The sequence below is a fragment of the Staphylococcus sp. FW104-15G4D genome, from assembly GCF_058790135.1.
Map to the genome: position 1 here is coordinate 345263 of NZ_JBYTCH010000002.1, position 18184 is coordinate 363446.

Consider the following 18184-nt stretch of genomic DNA (forward strand, 5'->3'; position numbering starts at 1 on the left):
ACAATTTTTTTATTTTTTATATAAAAAGAACCCGACTTAATAAGTCGAGTTCTGTAAATCATCTATTATAAGAAACGTTTAGCTGCTACAGAGATTGGTGGGATTTGATCAAAGTCTAAGTTTTTATCTTCAGTGATTGATCTGTAAGCCCATCTACTATAACCTAATGCTTCTTCGTTAACGATTTTACCTGGTAATGGTGCAGCGTTTGGATCAACGTGTACGTCTACGATAGTTGGAACGTCTTGAGCCATAGCTTCTTCAACGATATCGTCTAAACGACTAGCATCTCTAACAACATAACCTTTACCACCAGCAGCTTCAGCGAATTTAGCGTGATCCATATCAGAGAAATCAATCGCATATTCTAATTCACCAGCAGCTTGTTGTTCATATTTAATGAATGATAATTGTTTATTGTTTAATACGAATACAGTCATTGGTAAATCATATTGAACTGCAGTTGCGAAGTCTTGCATTACCATTTGGAATGCACCGTCACCAGCGATAGCAACAGCTTGACGGTTAGGGTAAGCAATTTTAGCTGCCATAGCACCTGGAAGACCGCAACCCATAGTACCTAACCAACTTGAGATGATGAATTTGTTATTAACTGATAAGTTTAGGTAACGAGTTGACCAAACTGTAGCAGTACCAACGTCTGCTGAGATAATAGCATCATCTTTTAAGTTAGCATTGATTGCTTTCATTAAGCGTTCTGGACGTAATGGTGATTTATTATTATTTTTATCTTGTTCCATCCATTTATCCCAAACAGCTTTACGTTCTAATGTTTTATCTAAGAATTGACGTTTAGCAACGTGTTTAATATTTTCAGTTAGTTGATGGAAAGCAACTTTACTATCGCCTAAAATACCAACATTGATGTTGAAACGATGACCTAAGTTAGCTTCGTTTGTATCAATTTGGATAGCTTTAATGTTTTTCTTAGGTAGATAGTCTACGTAAGGATAGTTTGTACCAGCCATGATTAATAAATCAGCATCTTGGATTGTTTGATAAGATGTTTTAGTACCAATTTTACCTAAGTTACCAATGCTGTATGGATGATCATCAGGTAAGATTGTTTTAGCTGGTAATGTGTGAATTACTGGGATTTTAGCAGCTTCGATAAATTCACGTAATTCTTCTTTAGCGTGTTGAGTACCCATACCAATAATCATTACTGGTTTTTTAGCTTTATCAATTAATTTAGCAGCTTTTTTAATGCTCTTGAATTTAGGAGATACTGGTTTAGGTTTAGTAGTATCTACTGCACGGTTTGTAGTATCTTTAATTTTTTGAGTTAATAAGTCGTTAGGACAAATAACTACCGCTACACCTTTTTTCTCATAAGCTGTACGGATTGCTTCATTAACGATTTCAAATACGTTGTCACCTTTTTGGATTTGGTGGTTGTATACAGCAACGTCTTCACATAATTTAGAAAGATTAGTTTCTTGGAATGCTTTAGTACCTAATAAAGTACTATTAGTTTGACCTGATAAAATTAATTGAGGAACGTTGTCCATTTTAGCATCATACATACCGTTTAATAAGTGAACTAAACCAGGTCCACCGATACTTAATGCAACACCAATTTTACCTGTCATTTTTGTGTAACTACCAGCAGCTAAACTTGCTACTTCTTCGTGACGAACGTGGTAGAATTTAAATTGATCTCTTACTGTACGTAAGCTATCTACTACTGCGTCAATTGAGTCACCTGGAATACCATATAAGTGGTCAATATCCCAAGCTTGTAATGCTTTAACTAATGCTTCATTTGCTTTAATTTTTGCCATTTTTACAAATAGCCTCCCTTTCTAGTATACGAGTACATCTTTCCCTTTAGTAAAACACTAAAATCAGTATTGGTATTAAGACTGAACTTATGACAGCCGTAAGAATCATACCAATAGAACTAAATGCTCCTGATTCTATATCTAATTCCAATGCTTTTGCAGTACCGAAGGCGTGTGAAGCATTTCCATAAGTTAATCCTTTAGCAATAGAGGATTTGAAACCTCCCATACGCAATAACATTGAACCTAAAATACTGCCGATTAAACCTGTAGTTATAATAAAGAGTACAGTCATTGTATCTGTGCCTCCCAATTCTTGGGAAACTTCAATACCAACTGCTGCAGTGATTGATCTTGGTAACAGGGTGACAATCGTGTCTTTAGAATAACCAAAGATTTTCAACGTTGTAAATACTAACACAAAATTAAGAAGTACACCAGTCAGTACGCTTGCAAAAATGATAGACAGATATTTCTTTATTTTGTGTCTGTTTTCATATAGTGGATAAGCAAGACAGACGACTGTTGCATTTAATACATGGTTAATCCATGTACCACCTTTCATATACCCTTTGTAACTCACTCCGAAAACTAATAGTATAATTATTATCCCAATTGATGCTATCAGCGCAGGGTTTAATAATGGATTTTTATATTTATCTTGGAGTCGCTTAGAACCATAGTACAAAATGACTGTTAATAATATCATGAGAACGGCTTGTAAATAATCATTCATGACTGATCTGTCCCTTTAGTTATTTTGTCTTTTCCTACCATTTTTTCAGCTATAAAGCCTGAAGATAAAGCAACTACACATGTACCTATAATAATTACGATAAAGAATAATACATAATTTAACGTAATATCAGAAGCTACATCCATAATACCTACCACTGATGGGATAAAGAAAAATACCATTGTCTTGAGTAAGAAATTAGCCCCTACATCAATCCAACTTTCTGGAATAATCTTAAACTGTAAAAGTAAGAAGAACAAAATTAAACCAACTATACTACCTGCTAGTGGGATGTGTAATAATTTCTGCACTTCTGTTCCTATATAGGTAATCAGTAATATCAGTGCAAGTTGAAGTACTAACTTAACCAAAAATTTAGCCCTATACATAGTCAACATCCCTTTCTATCAAATTGTGTCTAAATTGTTACTAACTTTTTTCAGTGTTATTTACTATTATAATACTGACTCTTCTATAGTAAAAATACATTTTAAGAATGTTTTCTATTCCTCTAATCTATGAAACCGTTTACATATCATCCTCAATTCTTAATCTCTGAATCGTCAACTGTTATTAGCATTGATTTGTAACGTAAAAATACAAATTTATCATGACTCAATAGCCAACTCATAAATAAAAGATATGAACTGGCTATTGTAGTCTTAATAATCAATTACAATTGCGGCGAACATATTACTCTACTTTTGTTCAGTCAATTTTTCTTTTAAGAACTCTATCCATTTATTTGTCGCATGACTTAAACGCTTATCTTTTTTCCACACTACGCCAAGTTCCCATTCTGTATTAGCATTTTCGAGTTGAATCATTTTCACATCATCATTTAATAACTCTGAGATAGTTGCAGGTAATATTGTAATTCCTAACTTATTGATGATGAGATTCTCGATAACGTTCCATTGTGAAATTTGAGAAGCCATATTAGGAACGAACCCAGCGTTTTTAGCATTTTCGATAATTTTATCATTCAAATAAAAATCTTCATTAAATAGTATAAAATTCTCTTCAGCGAGTTCCTCCATCTTAATTTTAGTTTTATAAGCTAATGGATGTTCCCTATGTAATACTACTCTTAAATCTTCTTTATTGAGTGAAATAGATTCAAATAAATGATGATCGACCGGTAAAGTCGTTACACCGATATCCACTTCATCATTTAAGATGAGGTTCTCTGTGGTTTTCCCTCCACTTTCGATAAGATTGTAAGTGATATTTGGATATAATTGATGAAAATCACCCAAAATCCCTATAAATTTACGCATACTCATAACTGCAGACATACTAATGTTAATATGCCCTGTTTCTAACCCATACAGACTATTAATTTCTGTAGGCAAGTTATCATATAAAGAAATAATTTCTTTACATTTATTGAAGAAAATTTTCCCAGCATCTGTAAGTACTAAATTTCTTTTACTTCTATCGAATAAGGGGACAGCCATTTCTGCTTCGATATCTTTAATTGCTTTACTTATTGTAGGCTGAGCGATGTATAAAGATTTAGATGCGTTTGTCATTCCACCTTGTTTTACGACTTCGACGAAATATTTCATGTGTTTAATGTCCACGCATATCCCCCTTTTTTATAAATAATATATTAATTATACAATATGATTGACCTTTTTAGCGATTAATAATTTTCCTAAAAGAATTGCATAGTCAAAATTCTTTATTAACAAGTATTTTTAAATAATTAAAATATGTTACAATGTCTGTGGCTCATATTACATTTTTTGAGGTGAGGAATTGAGCTTTTACGAATTTATGCAAAGTTTCCATGGTGATGACACACCGTTAGGTGAATTGGTTGATTGGATTAATCAAGATATCAATTTTCCTAAAGAAGTGAAGAGCCATAGTGAAATATTGACATATTTTCGAAATAATCCATGTCCTGAAAACATACCTGTGACAGTGATCAAACGCGCACTTGCTGTTTTCAACCAATTCACCCAAAATGTATAATGACCGTTAATACATTACGTTTAACATATTCTTTATACATGAATGCATGGAGTTAATCATCTCGCAAGACGTCCTACGGGGCGTCTTTTTCATTGTAAATTGCATACAATATTAACTTTATTACAAAAAGAAATACAATATTTCAAGAACATTACATTTGCTTGTACAATTCGTTTCTTATATTGTATTACGTATTTTTAAAGATTATTATATATACGGTTAAAAAATAAATACATTTTTTGGGGAGAAGCAATGAAACTTAAAAAATTATTATCACGTATTATTATCGCTACTGGAATCATGTTCACTGGAACTTTAACATATCAAACTATAGAACATACGCACGTATCACACGCTGCTTCATATAATTATTACAGCAAACATCAATGTACTTGGTGGGCCTATAAACGTCGAGTTCAATTAGGGAAGCCTGTTTCTAATAGATGGGGAAACGCTAGGAACTGGTACTACAACGCACGCCGTTCAGGTTACTCAACGGGACACAAACCAAAAAAATACGCTGTTATGCAATCTACTGCAGGTTATTATGGGCACGTGGCAATTGTAGAGAAAGTATACAATAGTGGAAGCATTAAAATCTCAGAGTATAATTATAATGTTCCTTTAGGTTACGGAACACGTATTATTAGTAAATCATCAGCACGTCATTATAATTATATTTATTAATATAAAATAAGCCATCAAACAAGTATGAAACCATATCAACATTTACTTATGGAATTCATTACCCGTTTGATGGCTTTTTAATTATGATTGACGTAATTCTTCTAAAATTTCTTTAGCTTTAGCTGTATTAGCGCGTGTTTCATGTTTCAATGCTTCCGCAACTTTAGCAATTTCTTCACCTTGTGCTCCAACAACAATTGCTAATGATTTATATTGTAAGCTCATATGTCCTTGCTGTATACCTTCTGATACAAGCGCACGACAAGCTGAAAAGTTTTGAGCTAAACCGACTGCAGCTACAACATGACCTAACTCTTGGGCTGACGCTACATTGAGTAAATCGAGCGAGGCTTTTGCAATAGGTAATACCTTCGTGCCACCACCCACAATCGCCAAGGTCATAGGTACTTCAATTGTACCGATTAATTTTCCACGTTCTTTATCATATTTCCATGCCGCAATTCCTCTATATTGACCATCACGACTAGCATATGCGTGTGCACTCGCTTCAGCACCTCTTGTATCGTTACCTGTAGCAAGAACTACTGCGTGAATACCATTCATTACACCTTTGTTGTGAGTAGCTGCACGATGAATATCAACTTGAGCTAATACTGAGGCACGTTCCATACGGTGTGCTACCTCTTCGCCACTTCTCTCACCTCTATTTAAATCGTTAACATCTATTTCGCCTTGCACTTTAACTACTGAAGCCGTCGCGTGATTAGATAAAATACTCATTAAAACATCTTTTTCAGGGAATTCGTTTTTAAGATGAGCAGTGATTGCTTCAAGAATTGTATTTAACATATTAGCGCCCATCGCATCTTTAGTATCAACATATACTTTCAATGATAGTAAATGTTGCTCAGGGAACGTATCTATTTCAATACGTTGGTAACCGCCCCCACGTTCTTTAATAGATGGATAAGCCTCATCAGCAATTTGATGTATTTGTGGTTCAAGTGCTTGGATATCTTTAGATAATTGTTCTGTATCTTCAATATCGTCAAACACAATTTGACCGATCATTAATCTTTGACTTGAGATTGTTTTAAAGCCACCACTTTGGTTAACAAGTTTCGCTCCATAACTTGCGGCAGCCACTACTGAAGGCTCTTCAACCATCATTGGCACCACATATTCTTTATCATCAACAATAATTTTAGGTAATAGTCCAACTGGTAGAGTGCCTTGACCAATTACATTCTCAATCAAACTATTTGCCACTTCTTCATTAATAAGAGGATGACTAAGTAATGAATCATAATTATCAGTATTGAGCCATCCATACTCGACTAATTGCTTTAATTTATCCTCTCGAGATAAATGTCTAAATCCTTTTTCTAAACTTTTCATGATTAAACTCCTTTTATATGTATCTTTCAAGTTATTTTAAACTTTTAAATATTTATTTTCCGGAAAATTAAATTTCCAATCATACCATATAGACGATTAATTTAATGATAACAATTCATCGTGTAAAACGCTTACATTTCTATTATACTTTGATGAAATATTCTGTTATATTTCATTGTATAACATTGTATTGGTTTGATATGATACTAATGCTACTTTAAAACTGAAAGGATGATTCGCCTTATGAACATAGGTATCGATAAAATAAACTTTTATGTACCAAAATATTATGTAGACATGGCAAAGCTTGCAGAAGCACGCCAAGTTGATCCAAATAAATTCTTAATAGGAATCGGACAAACTGAAATGGCAGTAAGTCCTGTCAACCAAGATATCGTATCGATGGGTGCTAATGCTGCTAAAGATATTATAACAGACGAAGATAAAAAGAATATTGGAATGGTAATTGTAGCAACTGAATCTGCTATTGATAATGCCAAAGCTGCAGCAGTTCAAATCCATAATTTATTAGGTATTCAACCCTTCGCACGTTGCTTTGAAATGAAAGAAGCATGTTATGCTGCAACTCCTGCAATCCAACTTGCTAAAGACTATCTTGCACAACGTCCCAACGAGAAAGTTCTAGTTATCGCAAGTGATACTGCACGTTATGGTATTAACTCAGGCGGAGAACCTACTCAAGGGGCTGGTGCTGTAGCAATGATGATTTCTCATGAGCCTAGCATATTAACATTAAACGATGATGCAGTTGCTTATACCGAAGATGTTTACGACTTCTGGCGTCCTACAGGTCACAAATACCCACTCGTTGCAGGTGCACTATCTAAAGACGCTTACATTAAATCATTCCAAGAAAGCTGGAATGAATATGCACGTCGTCAAGGTAAAACACTATCTGATTTCGAATCACTTTGCTTCCATGTACCTTTCACCAAAATGGGTAAAAAAGCTTTAGATTCTATCATTGATAATGCTGATGAAACTACACAAGAACGCTTAAAATCAGGATATGAAGATGCAGTATATTATAACCGTTATGTTGGTAACATCTATACTGGTTCATTATACTTAAGTTTAATATCATTACTTGAAACACGTGACCTCAAAGGTGGTCAAACAATTGGTTTATTTAGTTATGGCTCAGGTTCTGTTGGCGAATTCTTCAGTGCAACACTTGTAGACGGTTTCGAAAAACATCTAGACATTGAAGGACACAAAGCATTGTTAAACAATCGTACAGAAGTTTCTGTCGAAGAATACGAATCATTCTTTAAACGTTTTGATGATTTAGAATTCAATCACGACATTGAACAATCAGATAAAGACAATGATCTCTTCTACTTGAAAGACATTAATGACGATATTCGTGAATATCATATTGCAGAATAAATCATGGACAAATATCAAAGCTTGGAAGTCTTACCTAAGACTCCCAAGCTTTCTTTATGGCTTTGTACTATATTTCGGTCTATAAAGCTGAGACATATCAACATTTTCAATTTCTAGCAATTTAATTTTATTATCTATCGTGCCACCGTAACCTGTTAAACTTCCATCCTTACCTACCACACGATGACAAGGTATGATGATAGAAATCGGATTACGACCTACTGCCCCTCCTACAGCTTGAGCAGACATTTTTGGCTTACCTAACTTTTGACCAACACTTTTTGCAATGTTTCCATATGTTTCTAAGTCTCCATATGCTATTGTTATTAACTCATCCCAGACCTCACGCTGAAAGTCGCTTCCATGTGGTGCTAATGTAAAATCTATAACTGGATGATTACCTTCAAAATATTGTTCTAGCCACTGTGTCACTTTTTGAAATAGTGGTAAGTCCCCTTTTGTTTTAACATTTTCTATATGTTGGTTCGGATATAAAAGATGCGTAAGTGCAGAACCATCACTAATTAATTGCAGTTCACCTAGTGGGGATTGAAATTTCGTTTGATATTGCATTTCAATAACTCCTTTATCATATAATACGATTGCTAAGTTTAACTCTATTATTGAATGGGAATTTTTAACTCAATAAACATAGTGGAGGTAATAATATGATTCAGCATAAAAACGATGTGGATCTTCATTTTAATAAAAATAACTTAAGTCCTAAAAGTCAAAACCATGCCAATGAAATTACTATTTTTTACAAAGCACTGTATCAAATTAATGATATCGTGTTAGGTTTAATATTTCTGGTTGGAAGCTTTCTCTTCTTTAGCGATAAAACAATGATAGCCGGCACAGTCCTCTTTGTTATCGGTAGTCTTCAAATGACAGCACGACCAATTATCTCATTTATACATGATCTCAAATTATCTAATTATTATAGACGCCTATATAAAGATGAATTAAAAAATCAATCTGAATGAAGGTTGTGTGGTGATAGCATTCTTAAGTTTGTTTTAATATACTAGTGAATCGTAATAATTTTAATAAACATAAGTTGAATACTTTAAAAGCTGAGGCAATAAATAAATGCCTCAGCTTTTCACATATCATAAAAATTAATTATTCAAAATTATATAGTTCATAACCTTTATCTTTCGCATACTCTAAAGCGACAAGTTCTAAAATATTTATAAAGGCAGGTTCATCTTTAACTTTAATATATTGGAAAGTTAAACTATGTTCTTGAGCAGTGATACTTTTTAAATCAGATTGATCTAAGTTTTTACTTTGGGCAAACCCTTTTCTAAACTTTGTTGTACCACTATCTGAATGAGAGTTATATTGTCCTAATTTAGTGTATAAGTCTTTATTTATAGGTTTATAAGTCGTTGAGTACCCACCAGTTTGTCCTACGTAAACTGGTTTCTTTTGATCAAAAATAACATAAACCCCATACTTATCTTTGACTTTCTCACGATCTTCTTTTGTGAAAGCCAAAGCTTCTTTTTTATCATATTTAAATAACTTTTTTAATTTCTTCTTATTATCCTCTAGTAAGCTATCTAGTTTCTTGCTACCTTTCATTTATTAAATCCTCCGTATTAATAAAAATTTACATTCTAAAAAAATAGTTACATATAATATATCACTTTTTAAAAAGTTTAATCATTAGAAAAGTAAATTAATAATAACTCAATATTTACTTAATATAAAAACTTCCCTACTCTTATTTATTAAAATGAGTAGAGAAGTTCTTATTTGAGGAGGATTTTATTTAGTTCTAAGATGGCGAAGACTTTTTAGAAGAAGAGGTATTGCAATGACATTGCGATTTACAACTTCCACATTGACCTGCTTTAGATCGTTTAAAGAACTTAAATAATGTATACACTGTATAGCTTACAATAACTGCGATAATTAAAATGTTTAATAATACATACATAGAATCACTTCCTTACGTAAATAAATGGCTAACTTGATAAAACATTAATGTTAAAATGTACGCTGTTAATACTGGATAGATCACAGCAATAAGTGTCCATTTCCAAGAACATGTTTCTTTTCTAATAGTGGCAACCGTAGAGATACAAGGTACATATAATAGTATAAATATCATAAACGCATATGCTGAAATTGGAGTGAATTGGTGTTGAATCACATTGACTAAACCATTCTCATTGGAAGAATAAAGTATAGCCATTGAACTAATAATAACCTCTTTTGCTAAAAAGCCTGGTATCAATGTTGCTCCTGCCTGCCAAGTTCCAAAACCTAAAGGAGCAATGATAGGAGCAAAAACTTCTCCCAGTATATGCATAAAACTTTGGTTAATTTTCACATCAAATCCATTAGGGCCCATATAAGTTAAAGCCCAAATCACTACTGAACCACCGAAAATAAATGTACCTGCTTTTTTCACAAAACCTTTTGCCTTTTCCCATGTACTACGCCATAACGTTCTAATTGAAGGTACACGATATGTTGGTAATTCCACGATAAAAACCGAGTCTTCATTTTTCAAAATAAATTTATTCATAAAAGTACTCACTAAAAGAGCAATCAGAATGCCAATTAAATATAAACTAAGTACGATAAGTGATTGGTATTCTTTAAAGAATACACCTACGAACAAAGCATAGACGGGTAACCGTGCTGAACACGACATAAATGGCGCGATTAAAATAGTAATAAGTCTTTCTTTTTCATTTTCAATACTACGCGCAGCCATAATACTTGGAACATTACATCCAAAGCCAATAATCATAGGGATAAACGACTTTCCACTTAAACCAATGGATTCCATAGTCTTATCCATCAATACGGCAATCCTAGCCATATAACCTGAATCTTCGAGCAATGAAATAAAGAAGAATAAAACTACGATTTGAGGAATAAATACTAATACTGAACCTACTCCAGCAATAATACCATCAGTAATTAAGTCTTGAAGAAACGGTAATAGATGCAATTGTTGCATCAGTAGTTTTATCCAATCGGTTAATTGACCACCGATGAAATCGTCCATTTTATCAGATAAAGGCGTCCCCACCCATGTGAAAGTGGTTTGAAATATTAGCCATATAATACCTAAGAATATTGGAATTCCTAAATATTTATTCATAAGAATTTTATCTAATTTAGCTGTGAAAAATTGTTTTTCTTCTTCCGGATATTCAACAACATTTTTTAAGATATTATCTATAAATGCTTCTCTTATAACTTCTATACGTTCGCGTACGCACATATTAGAGTGTTTATCTAAGTTTGTTTTTATGGGCTCTAGAAGATTAATCAACTCAGCCCCTAATTCTTCGTTAATTTTGACATTATCAAGCAAATATTGAATTGCTATAAAACGTATTCGTTCATTTGGATACGACGTTTCTTTCTTGATAATTGAGCTAAGTCGTTCGATAGCTTCTTCAATCTCATTGCCATAATCAATTTTGAAGTGTTGTCTTTGATCAGATTTCAAGAATTGAAGTTCATGCAATAAAGTGTTTGTACCTTTAGCTTTTCTTGCTACTATAGGAAAAATAGGTACTTTTAACTTTCTCATTAGAGTGTCATAATTAATCTTTAAACCATGTTGAATAGCTACATCCATCATGTTTAAACCAATGATTATAGGAACATTGAGTTCTAGCAATTGAACAGTTAATTGCAGATTTCTTTTAATTTGACTAGTATCAATGATATTAATCATTCCAGTAAATGATGTTTCCATCAGAAATTCTGTAACAACTGTTTCATCTTTAGTGATTGGTGAAAGATCGTATACACCAGGTAAATCTATTAATTGTCCTAGATTTTCTTTTAATTTACCTACTTTTTTCTCGACCGTCACACCGCTCCAATTCCCAACGTACTCATAAGATCCTGTCAATGCATTGAATAGAGATGTTTTACCTACATTAGGGTTACCTAAAATGCAATAACTTTCATTCATATCATCTACTCCTCTAATGCAATTTGACGAGCATCTGATTGTCTAATACTAAGATATTGACCATTGATTTCAATTACACTTGGTCCATTAAATAAGCATTTACGCTTAATACTCACTAGACTGCCCTTCTTTAAACCAAGTGCTCCCAAACGATATAACATGCTTTTATTATTCAGATTGATACTTTTAACTTTATATTGTTTATTTTTCATCCCAGTCATTAAATTCAACATCATACTCACGCTTTCTAACCTTAATTAATAATCATTATCAATAAGAAAATCATATGCCTATTACCTATGATTTACAATATCTACAAAAAGATAAATGTGTCTATTTTTAGAAATGATTATCTATACATAAATCTAAGTTATTGCGTAATGGTTAATGCGACGATATAGTTTAACTATACAGTGTAGATGAGCGAGGTTATATTTATGAATGAACAAGACTTAAGAGTAGTGAAAACTAAAAAGGCGTTATCATCGAGTCTTTATCAATTGTTAGAGAAAAGAAGTTTCGAATCTCTTTCTGTTAATGAAATTTGCGAATCTGGAATGGTTCACCGGACGACTTTTTATAAACATTTCTATGACAAATATGATTTGTTAGTTTATCTATTCAAGTTACTCACTAAAGATTACTTTTCAACCGACTTAAAAGATCGGTTAAATAATCCTTTCCAAACAATTGAAGCTACATTTACAAATAAAGAAGAATTGGAAAAAATCGAAAAAGTACAAAAAGATGATGTATCATTCGGTAAAATATTTAAAGAAGTTTGTGTAGATATTATGAAGGCAGATATTAAAGAAAATATTCATCGTATCTCTGTTGATAAAACAATCCCAGAAGATTTAGTATTTTATATCTATGGTTCTACATTAGATGGATTTATGGAGTGGATTAAACAAGAAAACATTCAATGGCCCGCTTCAGAAATTGATAAAGTTTTCCATAAAGCAATCAACATTAGTATTTCTGAATAGATTTTTGTACTCTAAAATTAATTAGAAAAAGCCATCAATAGGAAGCATTTGAGTCAACACTCATTTTACCTTCCTATTAACGGCTTTATTTATTTTATCAGAACATTTCTGAAACAACTTTTTGTTCTAAGAAATTAAGTAAGTAGTCCGGACTACCTGTTTTAGCGTCTGTACCTGACATTTTGAAACCACCAAATGGATGATATCCAACTACGGCAGCAGTACAACCACGGTTGAGGTAAAGGTTACCTACATCATATTCATTTACTGCTTTAATCCAGTGTTCACGGTTATTTGTGATGACTGCACCTGTCAAACCATAATCAGTATCGTTTGCAACATCAATTGCTTCATCAAAGCTATTAACTTTAATAAATCCGACAACTGGTCCAAAAATTTCTTCTTGCATAATACGGTCAGCTGACTTAAGACCTGAGAAGATGGTTGGTTCGATGAAGTAACCTGTTGAGTCATCCGTGCCTCCACCTTGTTCTAATTTACCTTCCTCTTTACCAATTTCGATATAATTTTTAATTTTATCGAATTGTTTCTGATTAATTACTGGTCCCATAAATGTATTGTTTTCCGTGTTACCTAAATTTAAATCTTTAGTTAGTTTGACTGCTTTCTCTAAAATTTCATCATGCACGTCTTTATGGATAATTGCTCGTGAACATGCTGAGCATTTTTGTCCTGAGAATCCGAACGCAGACGTTACAATTGCCTCTGCTGCTAAATCCGTATCAACGTTTTCATCTACGACAATAGCATCTTTACCACCCATTTCAGCGATAACACGTTTCAAGAAGTTTTGTCCTTCTTGAACTACAGCACTACGTTCATAGATACGTGTACCTGTTGCACGAGAACCTGTAAATGTTACAAAGTGTGTATCTTTATGATCAACTAAATAATCTCCTATTTCTTTAGGATCACCAGGTACAAAGTTAACAACACCTTTAGGTAAACCAGCTTCCTCTAAAATTTCAATTAATTTATATGCTGTAAGTACAGTGTCTTCTGCAGGTTTTAATAGAACTGTATTACCAGCCACCACTGGAGCTAGTGTTGTACCCGCCATAATTGCAAATGGGAAGTTCCATGGCGGAATTGTAACGCCAGTACCTATGGGTTTATAGAAATATCTATTATGTTCACCTTCTCGATCTAACACAGGTTTACCTTCTGCTAAATCCATCATTGAACGTGCATAATATTCGATAAAATCGATACCTTCTGCAGCATCGCCTACTGCTTCATCCCATGGTTTTCCAGATTCATATACCATAACAGCAGAAATTTCTTCTTTACGACGACGAATAATTGCTGCAACGCGTAACATCAATTCAGCACGATCTTTATGAGACCATTTCTTCCATGATTTATAAGCTTCGTTCGCTGCTTGAAACGCATTTTCTACATCGTCTTTTGTAGCTTTAGAAACTTTAGCAATTAATTGAGCTGTATCTGCAGGGTTTAGAGATTCAAACTTGTCACTCTTATCTATTTTTTCACCATTGATGAATAGCGGAATATTTTGACCAAGTTCCCCTTTTACCTTCTTTAATACTTCGTTGAAGCGGTCTACATTTTCTTGTACTGAAAAATCAATCCCAGGTTCATTTTTGAAAGGTACTACCATTATCATTAACCCCCTATGTATTATTAAGATTATTAAAACCACAAAACATTGACATACATTTCAAATGATAGTTCATATCATTTACCTTATTCTACTATGTTCACACCCGGTTTTGCAATCGCTTACATTTATATTATCTGAAAAGTCTTAAAAATAATTTGGAGTTAATGTGTCTTTTTATGATTAAATTTACAATTTTATGCATTTCAATTATTTTGTTTAGTAAAAAAGTTGTTGAAAATAAGAAAATTATTGTATAGAATTAATGGTTGAGCCCTATATTCTAAAAAATAAATAAATTCAGAAAGGTATAAACATATGAAAACTTATACATCAGTAATTTTTTGGATGCGCGCCATCGCGTGTTTAAGTATAGTAATCATTCACTCTATTACTACCACTTTTTCAAAAATGCATTCCGTCCCTCATAGTACATCACTTCGTCTATTCCAATTATTATTAATGTTTAGTACGCCAATGTTCGTTTTTATATCAGAATTTTTACTAGCAAAAAATTATGGCTCAAAATTAAAAAAGGGCTTCTTCAAAAATAAATTGATTTATTTGGGCATACCCTACATTATTATTAATTTAAGTATTTCTTATTTTTACTTTAGTCCAAATAATTTACATGAATATTTATTCCATGTTAAAGAAACAATGTTTCATGGAGGGGCTGTTACATATTTTATAGTTATTATTTTTCAATTTTATATACTACATTGGCTATTTTCTAAATATCTAATTGGTTTGAATCCAATTGGGATGATTGTTATATCAATTTTTATCACCACAATGTATTGGGCTATGAGATCCTTTGTATCGCCTCCTGATAATCCTATAATAGCAGCTATTTGGGATCGAGAGGGATGGATGATTTTCATAGGTTGGTTAAGCTATTTTTTACTCGGTTTCTATATAGGCACTTACTATGAAGTATTTATGGAAAGAATAAAAAATTACTCTATTCATATAATTATTGGAGCATTTCTATCAATTCTTTTCATGTTTTCAAATTATTTACTTGGTATTAGCACATGGGTAGAATCTAAAAGAATAGATACACCTATTTATGTAACAATGATTATTTTATTATTTTTCCTCTTTTCTTCCTATATTAAGTATGTACCTAAGTTTATTGTATTTATAAGTAATTACTCCTATTGTATCTACTTAGTTCATTATTTTTTTGTGCATGATTTAGGATTATTAAGCCATAACCCAATTAAAAATGTAATATTCAATACTATAGTTACATTATCTCTAGCTATTACAGTTGGATACGTTTTTAATTTATTTAAATTTGGAAAATATATTGTAGGTGGTATAGGAAAAGTTAACTACACTGCCGTTTATAAAAGTTACAAAAATAATCTTATGGATTAAGATCAAGAATGAAGAGCTTTATCTCATTTTTAAAATTAAAAGACTAAGCTAAAATCATGAGAATGTACATTTAAAAATTAGAGTTTATAATAGAATAAGCAATATAGCCCATAAATGAAATCATAGTACATTTATGGGCTATTCGTTGTTTTTTTAATATTACTGCTCAATCTTTCTAATCACTTTACAAGGATTACCTACTGCTAAGCAATGAGGGGGTATATCTTTGGTTACTACACTTCCTGCACCAATAACGGTTCCTTCACCTATCGTCACCCCAGGCAACACAGACACATGTCCCCCAAACCAAGTGTTACTTCCTACTACAATGGGTTCTGCTAGTTCTAGCCCTTTATTACGTTCCTCAAAATTAAGTGGATGTGTAGCAGTGTAAAATCCACAGTTAGGACCTATAAATACATTATCTCCAAACGTGATGCCACCGCCGTCCATTAAATAACAATTGGTATTAATAAATACATTTTTTCCGAACTTAATATTCCATCCATAATCTGTATCAAACGGGATTGAAATCCCCACATTCTCAAGTTTATAGCCGAATAATTTCTCCATTATTGCGTTGCGTTTTTTAACATTACTAGGGCGTGTGTGGTTATATTCAAAGCATAACTCTTTTGCTTGTAACCTATCCTCTTTCAACTCATCATCAAAATTAGCATCGTACCACTGATGTGCTAACATTTTTTCCTTTTCAGTCATGACTATCCCTCAATTCAAATAACAATATACTAAATAAAGCTGAGATAATCATTCATATCTCAGCCTCTAAACATATTTATATTTATGTCGTAATATAATCTCCACCATTAACATGAATGACTTGTCCTGTAATATATGAACTATCTGCTTGAGTTGCTAAGAACACATATGAAGGAGCTAGCTCTGCTGGTTGGCCTCGGCGACCCATTGGCGTATCTCCACCTTGATTTTCAACCTTTTCCTCATCAAATGTAGATGGGATTAATGGAGTATATATAGGTCCTGGTGCTACAGCGTTAACTCGAATACTTTTTTCCATTAATGTTGTCGCAAGAGAGCGAGTAAATGACACTATCGCACCTTTTGTCGCAGAGTAATCAATAAGATGACCTGAACCTCTATAAGCCGTTACACTAGTAGTGTTAATAATTGCGTCACCTTTTGAAAGATGTGGAACAGCTGCTTGCGATAAGAACATCATTCCAAAAATGTTCGTCATAAACGTCTCTTTGACTTGATCAGGCGTAATATCCTCAAAATTATCTCGTGGGAATTGAACACCACCATTATTTACTAAAATATTTAAACTACCAAAATCTTTAACAACATCATCAATGAGTTTTTTAGATTGTTGCTCGTCTTTTAAATCATGTGCATATGCTTTTGCATCTACGCCTAATTCTTTTAAACGTTTAACAGTGTCTTCAGCATCTTGATGTTCATCATAATAACCTATAGCAACATTTGCTCCCTCTTTAGCATATAGTATTGCTACGGAACGACCAATACCAGAGTCGCCACCAGTAATTAAAGCAACTTTGCCTTTTAATTTACCTGCTGCTTTATATTCATCTAATTCAGCTACTGGCTTAGGATTCATGTCCGCTTCTATACCAGGCTGTCTATCTTGAGTGTAGCCTTTTATTTCTTTATGAAAATCTAATAAACTCACTAAAAATCAACCTCCTCTATACTTACAAAACACATTCCCATATCGCACAACAAGCAAACACTTACACTACCACATAGAGATTTTATTTATTAAGATAGTTCTAAAGTACGATAGTATCTCAATACTATAGGCTCATGACCCTTAGAAAAAAATCACATATACTATATATTAAGAAAGAAACAAAGGAGCCACCATTATGAAAACATTACTAAAAGGAGTTATCTCAGTACTTATCATCTTAGGAATAGTTAAAACTTTTCAAGACCACGATATCCTTAACGAAGCCAGCTATTATTATGAACAAGCTAAAAGTGGTGAGCTAGTTCAAGACATCTCAAATTTAGATTTCAATAATTTTAAAAATTTAGATCTAGAAAACTTGAACCCATCAGACTTTTTCTAAGAAATGAATTGATTATTTATAAATCGAAATTGAAATAACAATCTAATAAACATTTACTAACGATATAACAAATATTCAACTATTTTTTATCCCTCTATCATTCATGATTGTAAAACAATTTCTTAAATATAGATTATAGACGCGTACCTCATCGACA

General features: G+C 32.7%; 20 protein-coding genes. 7 read left to right on the plus strand and 13 right to left on the minus strand.

Going from position 1 to position 18184, the window contains the following annotated elements; genetic code table 11:
- Positions 1-65: 65 nt before the first annotated feature.
- From AC3WQX_RS08080 to cidR, 4 genes are all read right to left on the minus strand, one after another.
- On the minus strand, positions 66-1805 hold the full coding sequence (locus AC3WQX_RS08080; protein ID WP_023351115.1) for a pyruvate oxidase: 1740 nt from the start codon (positions 1803-1805) through the stop codon (positions 66-68).
- A gap of 46 nt (positions 1806-1851) precedes the next feature.
- Positions 1852-2541, minus strand: a complete 690-nt coding sequence (locus AC3WQX_RS08085) for an LrgB family protein (RefSeq protein ID WP_030058762.1) — start codon at positions 2539-2541, stop codon at positions 1852-1854.
- Positions 2538-2930 carry a CidA/LrgA family protein gene (locus AC3WQX_RS08090; protein WP_016898577.1) on the minus strand — a complete coding sequence of 131 codons (393 nt, stop codon included), beginning with the start codon at positions 2928-2930 and terminating at the stop codon, positions 2538-2540. Before AC3WQX_RS08090 ends, AC3WQX_RS08085 begins: the two co-directional genes overlap by 4 nt.
- 309 nt (positions 2931-3239) lie before the next feature.
- Positions 3240-4127 (minus strand): cidABC operon transcriptional activator CidR, encoded by an 888-nt coding sequence (cidR, locus tag AC3WQX_RS08095; RefSeq protein WP_002432609.1) that lies wholly within the window; start codon positions 4125-4127, stop codon positions 3240-3242.
- Positions 4128-4305: 178 nt separating this feature from the next.
- On the opposite strand from cidR, the gene AC3WQX_RS08100 reads away from it, so the two are divergent.
- Together AC3WQX_RS08100 and AC3WQX_RS08105 are read left to right on the plus strand one after the other, a co-directional pair.
- Entirely contained in the window at positions 4306-4524 is a 219-nt protein-coding gene (locus AC3WQX_RS08100; RefSeq protein WP_002432484.1) for a sterile alpha motif-like domain-containing protein, read from the plus strand.
- Positions 4525-4776: 252 nt separating this feature from the next.
- Positions 4777-5211 carry a CHAP domain-containing protein gene (locus tag AC3WQX_RS08105; RefSeq protein WP_002432351.1) on the plus strand — a complete coding sequence of 145 codons (435 nt, stop codon included), beginning with the start codon at positions 4777-4779 and terminating at the stop codon, positions 5209-5211.
- Between the two features lie 81 nt (positions 5212-5292).
- Here AC3WQX_RS08105 and AC3WQX_RS08110 read toward each other — a convergent pair whose 3' ends face one another.
- Positions 5293-6573 (minus strand): hydroxymethylglutaryl-CoA reductase, degradative, encoded by a 1281-nt coding sequence (locus tag AC3WQX_RS08110; RefSeq protein WP_256276637.1) that lies wholly within the window; start codon positions 6571-6573, stop codon positions 5293-5295.
- Positions 6574-6813: 240 nt separating this feature from the next.
- Here AC3WQX_RS08110 and AC3WQX_RS08115 point away from each other — a divergent pair, with 240 nt between their 5' ends.
- A complete protein-coding gene (locus AC3WQX_RS08115; protein ID WP_030058758.1) occupies positions 6814-7980 on the plus strand; it encodes a hydroxymethylglutaryl-CoA synthase in 1167 nt (388 codons plus the stop codon).
- A gap of 54 nt (positions 7981-8034) precedes the next feature.
- Here AC3WQX_RS08115 and AC3WQX_RS08120 read toward each other — a convergent pair whose 3' ends face one another.
- Positions 8035-8553, minus strand: coding sequence for a methylated-DNA--[protein]-cysteine S-methyltransferase (locus tag AC3WQX_RS08120; protein ID WP_030058756.1), 519 nt, complete (start codon positions 8551-8553; stop codon positions 8035-8037).
- A 95-nt stretch (positions 8554-8648) separates the two neighbouring features.
- Here AC3WQX_RS08120 and AC3WQX_RS08125 point away from each other — a divergent pair, with 95 nt between their 5' ends.
- Entirely contained in the window at positions 8649-8966 is a 318-nt protein-coding gene (locus AC3WQX_RS08125; protein ID WP_030058754.1) for a YrhK family protein, read from the plus strand.
- 139 nt (positions 8967-9105) lie between these two features.
- Here AC3WQX_RS08125 and AC3WQX_RS08130 read toward each other — a convergent pair whose 3' ends face one another.
- From AC3WQX_RS08130 to AC3WQX_RS08145, 4 genes are all read right to left on the minus strand, one after another.
- On the minus strand, positions 9106-9570 hold the full coding sequence (locus AC3WQX_RS08130) for a hypothetical protein (protein ID WP_002469886.1): 465 nt from the start codon (positions 9568-9570) through the stop codon (positions 9106-9108).
- A 196-nt stretch (positions 9571-9766) separates the two neighbouring features.
- Positions 9767-9928: a FeoB-associated Cys-rich membrane protein gene (locus AC3WQX_RS08135; protein WP_023351110.1), complete on the minus strand. Its 162-nt coding sequence runs from the start codon at positions 9926-9928 to the stop codon at positions 9767-9769.
- 12 nt (positions 9929-9940) lie between these two features.
- Positions 9941-11935 (minus strand): ferrous iron transport protein B, encoded by a 1995-nt coding sequence (gene feoB, locus AC3WQX_RS08140; protein ID WP_049427857.1) that lies wholly within the window; start codon positions 11933-11935, stop codon positions 9941-9943.
- 5 nt (positions 11936-11940) lie between these two features.
- A complete protein-coding gene (locus tag AC3WQX_RS08145) occupies positions 11941-12168 on the minus strand; it encodes a FeoA family protein (protein ID WP_002432860.1) in 228 nt (75 codons plus the stop codon).
- 204 nt (positions 12169-12372) lie between these two features.
- On the opposite strand from AC3WQX_RS08145, the gene AC3WQX_RS08150 reads away from it, so the two are divergent.
- Positions 12373-12924 carry a TetR/AcrR family transcriptional regulator gene (locus AC3WQX_RS08150; protein WP_030058749.1) on the plus strand — a complete coding sequence of 184 codons (552 nt, stop codon included), beginning with the start codon at positions 12373-12375 and terminating at the stop codon, positions 12922-12924.
- Between the two features lie 97 nt (positions 12925-13021).
- Here AC3WQX_RS08150 and pruA read toward each other — a convergent pair whose 3' ends face one another.
- Positions 13022-14566, minus strand: a complete 1545-nt coding sequence (gene pruA, locus AC3WQX_RS08155) for an L-glutamate gamma-semialdehyde dehydrogenase (protein WP_492740041.1) — start codon at positions 14564-14566, stop codon at positions 13022-13024.
- A 318-nt stretch (positions 14567-14884) separates the two neighbouring features.
- Between pruA and AC3WQX_RS08160 the strand changes: the two genes are divergently transcribed.
- A complete protein-coding gene (locus AC3WQX_RS08160) occupies positions 14885-15952 on the plus strand; it encodes an acyltransferase family protein (RefSeq protein ID WP_002432700.1) in 1068 nt (355 codons plus the stop codon).
- 159 nt (positions 15953-16111) lie between these two features.
- On the opposite strand, the gene AC3WQX_RS08165 is transcribed toward AC3WQX_RS08160, so the two are convergent.
- Positions 16112-16672: a sugar O-acetyltransferase gene (locus AC3WQX_RS08165; protein ID WP_030058745.1), complete on the minus strand. Its 561-nt coding sequence runs from the start codon at positions 16670-16672 to the stop codon at positions 16112-16114.
- Positions 16673-16754: 82 nt separating this feature from the next.
- On the minus strand, positions 16755-17624 hold the full coding sequence (locus tag AC3WQX_RS08170) for an SDR family oxidoreductase (RefSeq protein ID WP_002432492.1): 870 nt from the start codon (positions 17622-17624) through the stop codon (positions 16755-16757).
- A gap of 196 nt (positions 17625-17820) precedes the next feature.
- On the opposite strand from AC3WQX_RS08170, the gene cwrA reads away from it, so the two are divergent.
- Positions 17821-18027: a cell wall inhibition responsive protein CwrA gene (gene cwrA / locus AC3WQX_RS08175; RefSeq protein WP_002432535.1), complete on the plus strand. Its 207-nt coding sequence runs from the start codon at positions 17821-17823 to the stop codon at positions 18025-18027.
- Positions 18028-18184: the final 157 nt, after the last annotated feature.